14 protein-coding genes are annotated in these 13,299 nt (G+C 69.3%); 11 read left to right on the top strand and 3 right to left on the bottom strand.

Annotated elements, in window-relative coordinates; genetic code table 11:
* The first annotated feature begins 90 nt into the window (after positions 1-90).
* From IEY89_RS21830 to IEY89_RS21790, 9 genes are all read left to right on the top strand, one after another.
* Positions 91-1,074 (top strand): fumarylacetoacetate hydrolase family protein, encoded by a 984-nt coding sequence (locus tag IEY89_RS21830; protein ID WP_189149138.1) that lies wholly within the window; start codon positions 91-93, stop codon positions 1,072-1,074.
* A complete protein-coding gene (locus tag IEY89_RS21825) occupies positions 1,071-2,033 on the top strand; it encodes a cyclase family protein (protein WP_189149137.1) in 963 nt (320 codons plus the stop codon). The genes IEY89_RS21830 and IEY89_RS21825 overlap by 4 nt, the downstream gene beginning before the upstream one ends.
* Positions 2,034-2,196: 163 nt before the next feature.
* A complete protein-coding gene (locus IEY89_RS21820) occupies positions 2,197-3,357 on the top strand; it encodes an FAD-dependent oxidoreductase (RefSeq protein ID WP_189149136.1) in 1,161 nt (386 codons plus the stop codon).
* The gene (locus tag IEY89_RS21815; RefSeq protein WP_189149135.1) at positions 3,354-4,385 is read left to right on the top strand and encodes an amidohydrolase family protein; all 1,032 of its coding nucleotides are present in this window, start codon (positions 3,354-3,356) and stop codon (positions 4,383-4,385) included. The genes IEY89_RS21820 and IEY89_RS21815 overlap by 4 nt, the downstream gene beginning before the upstream one ends.
* On the top strand, positions 4,378-5,316 hold the full coding sequence (locus IEY89_RS21810; protein WP_189149134.1) for a VOC family protein: 939 nt from the start codon (positions 4,378-4,380) through the stop codon (positions 5,314-5,316). Before IEY89_RS21815 ends, IEY89_RS21810 begins: the two co-directional genes overlap by 8 nt.
* A 121-nt stretch (positions 5,317-5,437) precedes the next feature.
* A complete protein-coding gene (locus tag IEY89_RS21805) occupies positions 5,438-6,409 on the top strand; it encodes a fumarylacetoacetate hydrolase family protein (RefSeq protein WP_189149133.1) in 972 nt (323 codons plus the stop codon).
* Positions 6,406-7,155 (top strand): SDR family NAD(P)-dependent oxidoreductase, encoded by a 750-nt coding sequence (locus tag IEY89_RS21800; RefSeq protein WP_189149132.1) that lies wholly within the window; start codon positions 6,406-6,408, stop codon positions 7,153-7,155. Before IEY89_RS21805 ends, IEY89_RS21800 begins: the two co-directional genes overlap by 4 nt.
* A 47-nt stretch (positions 7,156-7,202) precedes the next feature.
* Positions 7,203-7,985, top strand: coding sequence for a CoA transferase subunit A (locus IEY89_RS21795; RefSeq protein WP_189149131.1), 783 nt, complete (start codon positions 7,203-7,205; stop codon positions 7,983-7,985).
* Between the two features lie 20 nt (positions 7,986-8,005).
* Positions 8,006-8,641 carry a CoA transferase subunit B gene (locus IEY89_RS21790; RefSeq protein WP_308437459.1) on the top strand — a complete coding sequence of 212 codons (636 nt, stop codon included), beginning with the start codon at positions 8,006-8,008 and terminating at the stop codon, positions 8,639-8,641.
* Between the two features lie 646 nt (positions 8,642-9,287).
* On the opposite strand, the gene IEY89_RS21785 is transcribed toward IEY89_RS21790, so the two are convergent.
* Positions 9,288-10,142: an MHYT domain-containing protein gene (locus tag IEY89_RS21785; RefSeq protein WP_189149129.1), complete on the bottom strand. Its 855-nt coding sequence runs from the start codon at positions 10,140-10,142 to the stop codon at positions 9,288-9,290.
* Between the two features lie 590 nt (positions 10,143-10,732).
* On the opposite strand from IEY89_RS21785, the gene IEY89_RS21780 reads away from it, so the two are divergent.
* Positions 10,733-11,575, top strand: coding sequence for an RNA polymerase sigma factor SigF (locus IEY89_RS21780; RefSeq protein ID WP_189149128.1), 843 nt, complete (start codon positions 10,733-10,735; stop codon positions 11,573-11,575).
* Positions 11,576-11,700: 125 nt separating this feature from the next.
* On the opposite strand, the gene IEY89_RS21775 is transcribed toward IEY89_RS21780, so the two are convergent.
* Together IEY89_RS21775 and IEY89_RS21770 are read right to left on the bottom strand one after the other, a co-directional pair.
* The gene (locus IEY89_RS21775; RefSeq protein WP_189149127.1) at positions 11,701-12,558 is read right to left on the bottom strand and encodes a YihY/virulence factor BrkB family protein; all 858 of its coding nucleotides are present in this window, start codon (positions 12,556-12,558) and stop codon (positions 11,701-11,703) included.
* Between the two features lie 172 nt (positions 12,559-12,730).
* The gene (locus tag IEY89_RS21770) at positions 12,731-12,904 is read right to left on the bottom strand and encodes a CsbD family protein (protein ID WP_189149126.1); all 174 of its coding nucleotides are present in this window, start codon (positions 12,902-12,904) and stop codon (positions 12,731-12,733) included.
* A gap of 139 nt (positions 12,905-13,043) precedes the next feature.
* On the opposite strand from IEY89_RS21770, the gene IEY89_RS21765 reads away from it, so the two are divergent.
* Positions 13,044-13,214: a hydrophobic protein gene (locus IEY89_RS21765; protein WP_189149125.1), complete on the top strand. Its 171-nt coding sequence runs from the start codon at positions 13,044-13,046 to the stop codon at positions 13,212-13,214.
* Positions 13,215-13,299 lie beyond the last annotated feature (85 nt).

Genomic DNA, 13,299 nt, shown 5'->3' with positions numbered 1-13,299 from the left:
ATGGCATGGATTCGACGCATCCACAGGATTAATTTCCGTGATTGGCCGATCGGGGCCAGAGTAGACCGCAACCCAGCAGGAGGAAATCTGATGGCAATGCTCGCGCAACCTGCCGGCCCGTTCGCGCTCGGCACGTTCTCCGCCCAGGACGGGGAGCCGTTTCCCGGCCTCCTGGTCAAGGACCAGGTACTCGATCTGCGCAGCACCCTGGACTGGGCGCCGTCGGGTCTGCGCGCCGTGGTGGAGCGGTGGGAGGAGACTCTCCCCGTCCTGCGCGCCCTGGCGGACGACGATGCCCTTGACCGGCGCCCGCTGGAGGGCCTGCGGGTGCACGCCCCCATCGAGCCGCGGCAGATCTTCCAGTCCGGCGCCAACTACCGTCAGCACGTGATCGACCTGGAGGTCGCCCACCGCTCTCCCGACGACCCCCGTACGGTCGAGGAGGCGCGCGAGGAGATCGCTGCGGTCATGGACCGGCGGGCCGCCGAGGACCTGCCGTACGTGTTCATCGGTCTGCCGAGCGCGATCACGGGCCCCTACGACGACGTCACGTTGCCCGCTTGGGCCGAAAAGCCGGACTGGGAGCTGGAGTTGGCGGCCGTCATCGCCAGGCCCGCCTACCGGGTGACGGTCGAGGAGGCCCTGGAGTACGTCGCCGGGTACACCATCGCCAACGACCTCACCGACCGCGCCACCGTGTTCCGCCGGGACATGAAGGCCATCGGCACCGACTGGCTGCGAAGCAAGAACGCTCCCGGTTTCACACCGCTCGGCCCGTGGCTCGTACCTGCCGAGTCGATCGCCGACACCGGTGACCTGCGGGTCACGCTCACGCTGAACGGCGAGACCATGCAGGACGAGTCCACCAAGGACATGCTCTTCGGGGTCGCACGGCTGGTGTCGTACGCCTCGCAGACAGCCCAACTCCTGCCCGGTGACCTGGTGTTGACCGGCAGCCCGGCCGGCAACGGCATCCACTGGGGACGCCTGCTGCGCGACGGCGACGTCATGGAGGGATCCATCACCGGTCTGGGCGTGCAGCGCACCCGCTGTGTCGCGGAGGGAACGGCATGATCCCGGACCCGCGCGACCCGGAGGGCGCGATCGCCGAGGCCGCCAAGGCGTACTCCAACTGGGGGCGCTGGGGCGAGGACGACGTGCTCGGCACCCTGAACCTCCTCGACGAGGCCAAGCGCCGGGAAGGTGCCGCGCTCGTCCGGCGCGGCGCCAGTTTCTCGCTCTCGCAGTCCTTCGACATGAACGGGCCGCAGAAGGGCTGGCGCCGGCGCACCAACCCGGTGCACACCATGCTCGACACCGGCACCGACGCCGCCCTCGGCAACCAGGGCTTCCCGCACGGCATCGGCGGCGCCGACGACGTGATCAGCATGCCGCTGCAGTGCTCGACCCAGTGGGACGGGCTCGGCCACATCTTCGACCACGGCAAGGCATGGAACGGCCGGGACTCCGAAAAGGTGGTCACCTCAGACGGCGACCTCGTCACCGGCATCGAGCACATGGCACCGTACGTGGCCGGCCGCGGCACGCTGCTCGACGTGGGCCTGGTCGTCGGCACGGACGGCGAGCTGCCCGACGGGTTCGCCATCACCGAGGAGCACCTCACCGCGACCGCCGAGGCCCATGGGGTGACCGTCGGCCGCGGCGACATCGTCCTTGTCCGTACCGGTCGGCTCGCACGAGCCAGGAGGGACGGCTGGGGCGACTACGCGGGCGGCCCCGCGCCCGGGCTGTCGTTCACCACCGCCGGATGGCTGCACGGCAGCGACATCGCCGCGATCGCCACCGACACCTGGGGTTTCGAGGTCCGCCCCAACGAGTTCGACAACGCCTTCCAGCCGCTGCACCAGGTCGTCATCCCCAACATGGGCCTGCTGATCGGCGAGATGTGGGACCTCGACGCGCTGGCTGCGGACTGCGCGGCGGACGGCGTGTACGAGTTCTGGCTCTCCGCCGCTCCCCTCCCCATCACCGGAGCTGTCGGCTCCCCGGTCAGCCCGATCGCCGTCAAGTAACCCGCACTACTGCCGGATGCGCCGTTCCCCGGACAGCATCGGCGCATCCGGCCCGCACCCCCGTCCCCAACTCCGTCCCCACCTCTGGCCCGTGCTCCCAGCGGGCGAACCGAGTCCCCGCCGCCCGAAGTCGCGCGGCCCAACCCCGGGAGGAATCCCCGACATGGCTGACAGCCGCACTCTCCCCCAGCCTCCGCCCGGGACACCCACCGTCCTGGTCATCGGCGGCGGCGCCTCGGGCAACGCCGTCACCATCCTGCTGCGCAGGGCCGGCATCGTGGTCGACCTGATCGAGGCCAAGCCCGACTGGAACGCCACCACCGGCTCCGGCATCACCCTTCAGGGCAACGCCCTGCGGGTCCTGCGCGAACTGGGCGTGTGGAAACAGGTGGAAGCACGCGGATACGCCTTCGGCTCGCTGGGCGTGACGGCCCCCGACGGCACCGTCATGTTCGTCGCCGAGGACATCCAGACCGGCGGGGAGGACCTGCCCGCCACCCTCGGCATGCAGCGTCCCCAGCTGCAGCAGCTCCTCATCGACACGGTCCTCGCCTCCGGTGCCGACGTTCGCCTCGGCACCACCGCCGGATCGCTGGAGCAGGACGCCGACGGCGTCTCGGTGCGCTTCAGCGACGGCAGCGAGGGCCGCTACGACCTGGTGATCGGCGCCGACGGTCTCCACTCCGCCACCCGCGCCGAGATCGGCATCACGGACAAACCCGAGCCGACCGGCATGGCCATCTGGCGCATCGCCGCCCCGCGGCCCGAGAGCGTGACTCGCACCGACCTCGCCTACGGCGGCCCCGCCTACATCGCCGGCTACTGCCCGACCAGCGAGAACACCATCTACGCGTACCTCGTCGAAGGGTGCCGAGACCGCGCCTCCATCGACCCGGCCACCTACGCCGACGAGATGCGCCGCCTGGCGCAGAGCTACGGAGGGGTCTGGCCGGAGATCACCGAGCACATCACCGACCCGAAGAAGGTCAACTACACCAGGTTCGACCACCTGCTGGTCGAGGACTCCTGGCACCGGGGCCGGGTCGTGCTCATCGGTGACGCCGCCCACTGCTGCCCGCCCACCCTGGCCCAGGGCGCCGCGATGTCCCTGGAGGACGCCCTCGTCCTCGCCGAGTTGCTCACCAGCAGACGGGACTGGGACGGCGAACTGCTCCAGGCGTACCACGACCGCCGCATTCCCCGGGTGCGCACCGTCGTCGCGGCATCCATGCAGATCGGCCAGTGGCAGCTGGACGGCGTGCGCGACGCCGACATGCCCGGGCTGGTCGGCCGCACCATGAACCTCCTCAAGGAGCGCCCGTGACCGCCACCGCATCCTCCGCGCCGACCATCGACGTCCACGCCCACCTCATGCTCCCGGAGGTCGAGGAGGCTGTCGCAGGCCACCCGGGCCTCGCCGAGGCCCGCGCCCTGGACGCCCGCCGCAACGGCCCGGCGGCCCTGACCGTGAACGGTCCGATGGTCGGCGCGCGCGTGCCGAGGCTGACGGACGTCGCGGAGCGCCTGGCGGCCATGGACGCGCAGGGCGTGGACGTCCAACTGGTCAGCCCCTCGCCGTCCCACTACCACTACTGGGCCGAGCCCCAACTGGCCGAGAGGGTCTGTCGGCTGGCCAACGAGGGCACCGCCGCACACTGTGCGAAGGCTCCCGACCGGCTGCACGGCCTGGGCCTGGTACCGCTCCAGCATCCCGACCTCGCGGTCGACCTGCTCGACCACGCCCTGGACCAGGGACTGAGGGGCGTGGAGATCTCCTCGCACGCGCCCGGCCGCGAGCTGTCGGATCCGGTGTACGAACCCCTCTGGTCCTGTGCGGAGGAGACGGGCGCCCTCCTCTTCCTGCACCCGTTCGGCTGCACCCTCGACCATCGCCTGGACCAGTGGTACCTGTCCAACACCGTCGGCCAGCCAACCGAGAACGCGGTCGCCCTCTCCCACCTGATCTTCTCCGGCGTCCTGGACCGCCATCCGGACCTGAAGCTGATCGCGGCGCACGGCGGCGGCTACCTGCCCACCCACATCGGCCGCTCCGACCACGCCTGGCGGGTCCGCCCCGACGCCCGGGGCTGCGAGCGGGAACCGAGCAGCTATCTGAAGCAGCTGTACTTCGACTCCCTCGTCCACGGCCCGCACGTACTACGGGAGTTGATCCGGAACGCCGGAGCCGACCGGGTCCTGCTCGGCTCCGACTTCCCCTTCGACATGGGCACGGACGATCCGCTCGGGGCGCTGCGCGCCGCCGACCTGCCCGACCACGACGTCCATGCCGTCCGCGGCGGAAACGCCGCCGCCCTGCTCAACCTCGTCCGAAAAGGATCCCCCCATGAGTAACCGCCTGCTCACCCACCTCCGACACGTCGACCTCGCTGTACCCGACTACGACAAACAACTCGACTTCTACGCCGGCGTCTGGGGCCTGACCAAGGTCGCCGAGGACTCCGGCATCTCCTTCCTCGCCGCCGAAGGCAGCCCCGAGCAGTACGTCGTGCGGCTGCGCAAGGCCGACGAGAAGCGCCTCGACCTCGTCTCCTACGGCGCCGCGAGCCCGGCCGACGTCGACACGCTGGCCGAACAACTCCTCGCCGGTGGCGTGCAGTTGATCTCCCAGCCGGGCAAGGTGGAAACGCCCGGCGGCGGTTACGGCTTCCGCTTCTTCGACGTCGACGGACGCACCATCGAGGTCCTGGCCGACGTCGAGGTCCGACAGCACCGCAAGATCGAGGAGAAGGAGTCGATCCCGGTCAAGCTGTCGCACGTCGTCCTCAACTCGCCGGACCTGGACCGGACCAAGGCGTGGTACGAGGAGCACCTCGGCTTCCGGCTGTCCGACACGCTCGGCCATCCGCACATCGGCGACGTCATGCACTTCATGCGGATCAGCAACCAGCACCACTCCATGGCCGTCGCCAAGGGCCCGCACACCTCGCTGCACCACATCTCCTTCGAGATGCGCGGGATCGACGAGTACATGCGCGGCTCCGGCCGGGTGATGCGCTCCGGTGCCCGCAAGATCTGGGGTCCGGGCCGGCACATGGCGGGCGACAACACCTTCACCTACTTCCTCGACCCGCACGGCAACACCGTCGAGTACACGACGGAGTTGGAGGTGCTGGACGAGGACACCTGGCACCCGCACGTCTACGACTTCTCGAACCCCGAGGTCACCGACCAGTGGGGCACCGCCAACCCCATGAACGAACTGGTCACCAAGGAGTCCTTCAACGACGTCGACCGCGGCGTGTTCGTCGCCCCGCCGGTCTGACCGGCGACGCCCCGAGTCCCCGGGGGCGCGGTGACCCTGTCACTGCCCTGACTCCCATGCCGCGCCCCCGGCCTTCGTGCCCACCCGCACGCCGACAGCTGACCGCCGACAGGAAACCGCCATGCGTTTCGCCACGTACGAGTACCGCAACCGACGCCAGGTGGCCGTCGTCGAAGAGGACGGCACGCTCCACACCCTGCCCGGCGTCAGCTCACTGACCGGCCTGCTCGCCGAGGGAGGCGGCCTGCCCGGGCTGCTCGACTCGGGCTCCGCGGTCCTCGACGTCCCGGCCGGTCCCCACGTCTCCGAGGTACGGCTGCTGCCGCCGCTCCAGCCGCCCACCGTGCGGGACTTCGTGACCTTCGAGGAACACGTCGAGGGCGTACGGCGGTCCGTGGACGGGGCTGCCGGGGTACCGGAGCGGTGGTACGCGGCCCCGACGTTCTACTTCGGCAACCCCTACGCGATGTACGGGCCGCACGACGACATTCCCATGCCGCCGGGGGCGAGCGTGCTCGACTTCGAGCTGGAGGTCGCCGCCGTGATCGGCGAGGAGGGCCGCGACCTCACCCCCGAGCAGGCCCGCGACCACATCGTCGGCTACACCGTCTTCAACGACTGGTCGGCCCGGGACCTGCAGTCCGCCGAGATGAAGGTCGGCCTCGGCCCCTGCAAGGGCAAGGACACCGCCACCACGCTCGGTCCGTACCTCGTCACCGCCGACGAGCTGGGGAGGTACCGCGACGCGGACGGCTTCCTGCGCCTGGCGCTCACCGCCGAGATCAACGGCGAGGTCGTGGGCGAGGATCTGCTGTCCAACATGAGCTGGACCTTCGAGGAGATGGTCGCCTACGCCTCACGCGGCACCGTCGTCCGCCCCGGCGACATCCTCGGCTCCGGGACCTGCGGCAACGGCGGCTGCCTCGCCGAGCTGTGGGGGCGACGGGGTGAGCAGTCCCCGGCTCCCCTGCAGCCCGGTGACACGGTCACCCTCACCGTCGAGGGCATCGGCTCGGTCTCCAACACCGTGGTGGCCGGCGCGGAGCCCGTGACCGTTCCCGTCGCCCGCCGCCGCACGAGGGAACGGCCGTGAGCGATCAGCAGCCCAGGAGGCTCCTCGGCAAGGTCGTGGTCGTCACGGGTGCGGCCCGCGGTCAGGGCGCCGCGGAGGCCGAGGCACTGACCCGCGAAGGCGCCCGGGTGATCGCCACCGACGTGACCGAGGCACCCGGCTGCCGCCGTCTCGACGTCACGAGCGAGAAGGACTGGGCGGAACTCGCCGCCGAGCTACGGGCGTCGTACGGTCAGGTGCACGGCCTGGTCAACAACGCCGGAGTCACCTGGCGCGCCCGCGTCGGTGACGTACGCCCCGAGGACATGGCCCGGGTCCACGCGGTCAACGTCACCGGCCCGCTGCTGGGCGTCCAGCACCTGGCCCCGCTGATGCCGCCCGGCTCCTCGATCGTGAACGTCGGCTCGTCCGCCGCGCTCACCGGCCACTACCCGGTCGCCTACACGGCCAGCAAGTGGGCGCTGCGCGGCCTGTCGAAGGCGGCAGCCACGGAGTTGGGCCCGCGCGGTATCCGCGTGAACACCATCCACCCCGGCTTCATCGAGACGGAGATGACCGCGTCCGCGGTGCCCGCGTTCCGAGAGGCGAACATCCGCGAGACACCGCTCGGCCGCACCGGAACCGTCGATGAGATCACCCCGCTCGTCGCCTTCCTTCTCTCCGACGAGGCGTCCTTCATCACGGGGGCCGAGATCCCGGTCGACGGCGGCCTCACCGCGCACGGCGGCGCCAAGTCGATCTCGGACACCCTCCGCGCGGACGCCTGAGCCGGCGAGCACGGCACCACAGACACGACAGAAAGGCCCTTCCTCCCATGGACAAGGTCCGCGCGAACGCCGCCGACGCGGTCGCCGACATCCCCGACGGCGCATCGCTGGCCGTCGGCGGCTTCGGCCTCAGCGGCATCCCCGGCGTGCTCATCCAGGCACTCCACGCCCAGGGCACCACCGGCCTGGAGGTCGTGTCGAACAACTGCGGTGTGGACGGGCGCGGACTGGGAGTCCTGCTGGCCGACCGCCGGATCGCCCGTGTCACGGGCAGTTACGTGGGCGAGAACAAGGAGTTCGCCCGCCAGTACCTGTCGGGCGAACTGGAGGTGGAGCTGGTGCCGCAGGGCACGCTGGCCGAACGCCTGCGCGCCGGGGGAGCGGGCATCCCCGCCTTCTACACCCCGGCAGGGGTGGGCACCCAGGTCGCCCGCGGTGGCCTGCCCTGGCGCTACCGGCCCGACGGCAGGGTCGCCCTGGCTTCCCCGCCCAGGGAAACGCGCGACTTCGCCGGCCGCGCGTACGTCCTGGAGCACGGCATCACCACCGACTTCGCCCTCGTACGGGCCTGGCGCGGCGACCGCCACGGAAACCTGGTCTTCCGTAAGTCCGCCGCCAACTTCAACCCGCTCGCGGCGACGGCCGGGCGGATCACCGTCGCCGAAGTCGAACAGCTCGTGGAGCCGGGAGAGTTGAGCCCGGACGAAGTCCACCTGCCGGGCATCTTCGTCCAGCGGATCGTGGTCCTCACCCCGGCCGAGGCCGCCGACAAGCAGATCGAGCACCTTTCCCTTTCCACGTCTTCGGCTCGAGGGACCGTACGCGCATGAGCACCACCAGCGGAAGGCGGCTGGGCTGGACCCGGGACCGGATGGCCGCCCGCGCCGCCGCCGAACTCACCGACGGTTCCTACGTCAACCTCGGTATCGGTCTGCCCACCCTCATCCCCGGCCACCTTCCCCCCGACGTCCATGTGGTCCTGCACTCCGAGAACGGCATCCTGGGCACGGGCCCGTACCCGACCGAGGCCGAGGTCGACCCCGACCTGATCAACGCGGGCAAGGAGACCGTCACGGTGCTGCCGGGGGCCTCCTTCTTCGACTCGGCCCTGTCCTTCGGCATGATCCGGGGTGGCCACATCGACACCGCCGTGCTCGGCGCGATGCAGGTCTCCGCCGTCGGCGACCTGGCCAACTGGATGATCCCCGGCAAGATGGTCAAGGGCATGGGCGGCGCGATGGACCTCGTCCACGGCGCCCGCCGGGTCATCGTCCTGATGGAACACACCGCCAAGGACGGCAGCCCGAAGATCCTCAGGGAGTGCACCCTCCCGCTCACCGGCGAACGCTGCGTCCACCGCGTCATCACCGACCTCGGAGTCCTCGACGTCACACCCGAGGGCCTCACCCTGGTGGAATGCGCGCCGGGTGTCACCGCCGAGGACATCGCCGCCCGCACCGACGCACCTCTGATCCGGACGCCATGAACCATGGCGGTGTTGTGATCTACAGGAGTTGGGTGCAGCCCTGAGGTGCCCATGGGATAGAGGTCGGACTGATGTTTCAGAAATAGCCTGGAGCACCGAATGGATCCCGCGGCTGGTTCTGTCCCTGTTCGCACCGGTGATCACGACGCTGCTGGCGCTGCTTTCGATATCGAGGTGGTCCTCGAGAAGCATGCCGTCGGTCCGGACACGCTGGTCATGCTTCCGGCAGGGGTGCCGCACCGGCGGTACGACGCGGGCAACGTGCCGGAAAGCACCTGGCTGTGCCGGCACCTGTCCCGGAGCCGGACAAGCCCTGGGGCAGGGGGGTGCACTTCAGCGTGAACGGCGACGATCACACCGGCCCGAGCAGGCTGGAAGCGCCGGAGGCGACGGCGCGACGAGCGCGCTCGGCTACGGCCCCCGCCCGGCGAACCTGCCACTGCGGCGCGGGTCGGTCGACTTCTCGGACGCAGTCGGGGTGGCGGCGATGCTGGAGCTCGTCGGCGACACCGACTGCCGCCGGTCGAGCAGACCACCAACAGGCCGTTCGTCGGCGTCACCACCGACGGCAAACCCCTCCCCGGGCTGGTCGAACCGCGAAACGAGGGCACCCCGACCGCACGGGCCGCGCACAGGCGGTTCGCGCCTACCTCGGGACCCTGGGCGTCACGGAGCGCGCCAGAGCCGCGTTGCCCCTCGACGCACCCGAGTGGCCGGGAAGGTCGTCACCGGCGCCGTAGCGGGTGTACGCCGGCCGGTCCCATTCGTCGTCGCCGAGCATCATGTCGGGGTCGAACATGACGATCGCGCCGGCGACCAGGAGCACTGTGAGTGGGCCGGCGAGCATGGCCAGGAGGAACGACATCAGGCTGGTGGACGACTGGGAGACGGCGGACTGGCCGGTGAGGTGGACGGAGACCGCGGCCATGCCGGTGTAGTGCATACCGGTCACGGCCACGCCCATGACCAGGCTCGCACCCAGGCTGGCCCACAGCTTATGGATGGAGACCGCCGCCCACAGCGCCGCGGTGGCGGCAGCGACGGCGATCCCGACGGACAGCGCCACGGTCCCGCCGTTGTAGTGGAGGCTGCCGTTGGTGTGGATGGCGGCCATGCCGAGATAGTGCATGGCCGCGACCCCGATCCCGGTGATCGTGCCCGCCATCCCCAGGTTCACCGGTGAGCCGCCCCGGTAGCCGACGAGGAAGACACCGACGGCGACGACGGCGATCGCGACCGCGAGGCTGAGCAGTGTTTTCGTCAGGTCGTAGCTGACCAGAGCGCCCTGGACGCTGAAACCGATCATGGCGATGAAGTGCATGGTCCAGATGCCGCAGCCGATCGATACGGCGCCCAGCGCCAGCCAGCCGGCTCTGCGGTGGGAGCGCCGCAGCGACCGCGTCGTGCATCGCAGACCAAGTGCCGCACCGAGGCAGGCCATCAGGTAGGCGGCCACGGGGGTCACGGCACCGTAGTGAAAGTTGGAGACGGTGGCGGTCATGCGAAGTCCCTTCATGTGCGCGAGGACAGGCGGCACCGTCGACTCGGAGTGGCGTACGCAGCTGCCCGGCCTCGGGCTGACATGACCACGGCGCACGGCAGTCCTGCCGGCAGTACGGGGCAGGGGCAGCCGGGCAATCAGATCAAGCCACTTGGCCAAGTTCTGCATGATTCAATCACATCAAGCACACGTCTCCTCCACATTGCTCACCACCTTCCGCTGAATCGATCCTTCGCCATCCTTCGCCATGCTTCGCCATCCTTCGTGATCTTTCGTTGCAAAGCGGACCGTTCGGCATCACGAGCACCGCGGTACCCGTTGATGCGCCGGGCCGCCGACCTGCGGACTCAGGTCACCTGGTGGTCAGTTCCGGGACATCGCCGGGTTCGCGTGACGGATCCCGCCGACCTCGAAGATGGCGTGCGCCTGCCTTCCGTACCGCGGGCCCGGAAGCCGTGCGGAGGCAGGGAGGGCAGGGTGCACCGAAAAATTCGAAAGTTCGAGGAATGCGGTTCGGAGACCGGGGTATGCGCGAGCGTGTCGGCCGAAGGCCGGCCAAGACGATACCGATCGACCGGGAAGGGCGCATCATGACGACGACCACCGTGCAGACCGCCGAGCAGAGGGTGGACGTTCCAGAGATCGCGGACCCTTCCAAGGTCGCGCCGAAGGACGCGCGGGAGTTGTCGAAGGTGTTCTTCGACCAGCTGACGGTGGTGGAGGAGGGCACGCCCGAGTACCAGTACGCGCGCAACACGCTGATCGAGATGAACATGTCCCTCGTCCGCTACGCGGCCGGCCGGTTCCGCAGTCGCGGTCCGGAGGAGATGGAGGACATCGTCCAGGTCGGCATGATCGGCCTGATCAAGGCGATCGACCGCTTCGAACTGACCCGTGAGGTGGAGTTCGCCTCCTTCGCCGTGCCGTACATCGTCGGTGAGATCAAGCGCTTCTTCCGCGACACCTCCTGGGCCGTGCACGTGCCCCGTCGTCTGCAGGAAGCCCGTGTCCAGCTGGCTCGCGCCAACGAGGAGCTGCACACCCGGCTGGGGCGGACGCCGACGATCAGTGAACTGTCCGAGCTGATGAGCCTTCCGGAGGAAGAGGTCGTCGAGGCCCAACTGGCCTCCAACGGATACCGGTCGGCCTCACTGGACGCGGCGATCAGCGGCAGCGAGGACGGCGAGGCCGCGCTGGCGGACTTCATCGGTGACGAGGACGCGGCTCTCGGACTGGTCGAGGACTTCCACGCTCTCGCCCCGATGATCGCCGAACTGAGCGAACGTGACCGGCAGATCATCCACTGGCGCTTCGTCGACGAGCTCACCCAGGCGCAGATCGGCGAACGCCTCGGCGTCTCCCAGATGCATGTCTCACGCCTGATCACGCGCCTCCTTGCCCGTCTGCGCGAAGGCATGCTCAGCACCCACTGACGGCCAGTGAGTAGTGACCCAGCGGGATCCTGCCGGTCGTGCAGGATCCCGCAGTCGCGTCCAAGGGATCCGGCCCGAGGCAACGGGCGGCCGTCTGCCTCAGGCAGGCAACGCGGAAGACCGGGTCATTCCCCCTGTTCCGGCTTCGCGAGCTCCGCGTTGAACTGGGCGCCGACCAGAAGTGCCAGGTTCGACAGCCACAGCCAGACCAGGAAGACCACGATGCCTGCCAGCGAGCCGTACAGCCGGTCGTAGGTGCTGACATGTGATGTGTAGACGGCGAAGCCGAGTGAGACGGCCAGCAGGAGCGCGACCGCCAATGTGCCGCCGGGTGCCATCCGGCCGACAGGGCGAGCGAGCGATGGGCCCGAACGGTACAGGACGAGCACCAGGGCGACGGCGACGACCGCTATCACCGACCACCGCAGTGCGTCCCACGTCGACTGGAGTCCGGTGCCCAGATCCAGTGCCGCGCTCAGACGCCGGGCCAGGTTGCCGGTGAGCAGCAACGCGAGGGTCGACATGAGGAGCAGGGTGACCAGGACCAGGGCCGTGACGAGGATGCGCGGAGCAGTACGCCAGACCGGCCGGTCCGCGTCGATGCGGTGCATGGAGTACATCGCCCGGCGGAAGACGCTCAGGTAGCTCCATCCCGACCACAGGGCTCCCGTCCCTCCGACGAAGATCAACGTCCATGCCGCTGACGACTGTCCTGCCATCTCCCGCAGGGTGCTCCGCAGCAGAGCGCGGGACTCGACCGGGACGGCCTGCGTCATACGGTCGATGACCTCGGGTTTGGCCGTGGGCATGGCGAGACCGAGGATCGAGAGGATCACCAGCAGCAACGGGAAGAGGGCCAGAACCGCGTAATAGGTCAGCGCGGCGGCCCAGTCCGTGACGTCGTCGTTCCAGACGGCCACCGGCGTCCGGCGCAGTGCCGTCCACCAGCGAGCCGTATGACCGTGACCGTCTGCATCATCCATGGCGCGGATGCTCCCACCCTCCGTTTTCCGGTCACTTGTCCAGGCCTTCGTGTGCCGCCGCCCGACTGTGTGTATCGGATTACCGCTCCAGCGGGCGACATCCCCGAAAAGGGGCCTTCCCGGAAGCGCGCCGGGCAGGCCCCTTTCGTGGTTCTCAGGGGAGAAAGCGCAGTTAGCGCTTGAAGGCGTCCTTCACCTTTTCCTTGGCCTCACGGGCATCACCCGTGCTCTTTTCCACCTGACCCTCAGCGGCCAGACGGTCGTTTCCGATGGCGCTTCCCACGGCTTCCTTGGCCTTGCCCTCGGCCTGCTCGATCTTTGCCTTGGCCTTCTCGCCGGCAGTCATGGAAAAGCACCTCCTGCTAGATCGTGTACCGCGGTCGCGGTAACTCGCTAGTGCCCCCGCATTCTCTTCATAAACACGGATTCATCGGTGAATGGCCGTGGAATTGCAGGGAAGTCGACGGTGCAGGAGGTTGATAGCCATGGTTCCCCTGTTGATTGTTCTGCTCCTCGCCCTGCTCCTCTTCGGTGTCGGCTTCGCCGTCAAGATTCTCTGGTGGGTAGCCGTCGCTGTTCTGGTGCTGTGGCTTCTGGGGTTCGTCATGCGCTCCAGCACCGCCGGTGGCGGCCGAGGCCGCTGGTACCGATGGTGACCTGATCTGATCTGACCCGCACGCGAGGCTTCATCCCGGGGCCCGGCCGACATGGCGGCCGGGCCCCGTCGTATGCCGGACGTGG

This window comes from Streptomyces lacrimifluminis, assembly GCF_014646095.1.
GTDB lineage: Bacteria > Actinomycetota > Actinomycetes > Streptomycetales > Streptomycetaceae > Streptomyces > Streptomyces lacrimifluminis.
The sequence above is the reverse complement of the archived record's forward strand: the minus strand, read 5'-3'. Positions and strand labels throughout refer to the sequence as shown.

Excerpts from the sequence above, each read along its gene's own strand:
- IEY89_RS21810 (WP_189149134.1), top strand. The coding sequence starts at position 4,378 with ATGAGTAACCGCCTGCTCACCCACCTCCGACACGTCGACCTCGCTGTA.
- IEY89_RS21765 (WP_189149125.1), top strand. The coding sequence starts at position 13,044 with ATGGTTCCCCTGTTGATTGTTCTGCTCCTCGCCCTGCTCCTCTTCGGT.
- IEY89_RS21820 (WP_189149136.1), top strand. The coding sequence starts at position 2,197 with ATGGCTGACAGCCGCACTCTCCCCCAGCCTCCGCCCGGGACACCCACC.
- IEY89_RS21825 (WP_189149137.1), top strand. The coding sequence starts at position 1,071 with ATGATCCCGGACCCGCGCGACCCGGAGGGCGCGATCGCCGAGGCCGCC.
- IEY89_RS21785 (WP_189149129.1), bottom strand. The coding sequence starts at position 10,142 with ATGACCGCCACCGTCTCCAACTTTCACTACGGTGCCGTGACCCCCGTG.
- IEY89_RS21805 (WP_189149133.1), top strand. The coding sequence starts at position 5,438 with ATGCGTTTCGCCACGTACGAGTACCGCAACCGACGCCAGGTGGCCGTC.
- IEY89_RS21770 (WP_189149126.1), bottom strand. The coding sequence starts at position 12,904 with ATGACTGCCGGCGAGAAGGCCAAGGCAAAGATCGAGCAGGCCGAGGGC.
- IEY89_RS21780 (WP_189149128.1), top strand. The coding sequence starts at position 10,733 with ATGACGACGACCACCGTGCAGACCGCCGAGCAGAGGGTGGACGTTCCA.
- IEY89_RS21775 (WP_189149127.1), bottom strand. The coding sequence starts at position 12,558 with ATGGATGATGCAGACGGTCACGGTCATACGGCTCGCTGGTGGACGGCA.
- IEY89_RS21795 (WP_189149131.1), top strand. The coding sequence starts at position 7,203 with ATGGACAAGGTCCGCGCGAACGCCGCCGACGCGGTCGCCGACATCCCC.
- IEY89_RS21830 (WP_189149138.1), top strand. The coding sequence starts at position 91 with ATGGCAATGCTCGCGCAACCTGCCGGCCCGTTCGCGCTCGGCACGTTC.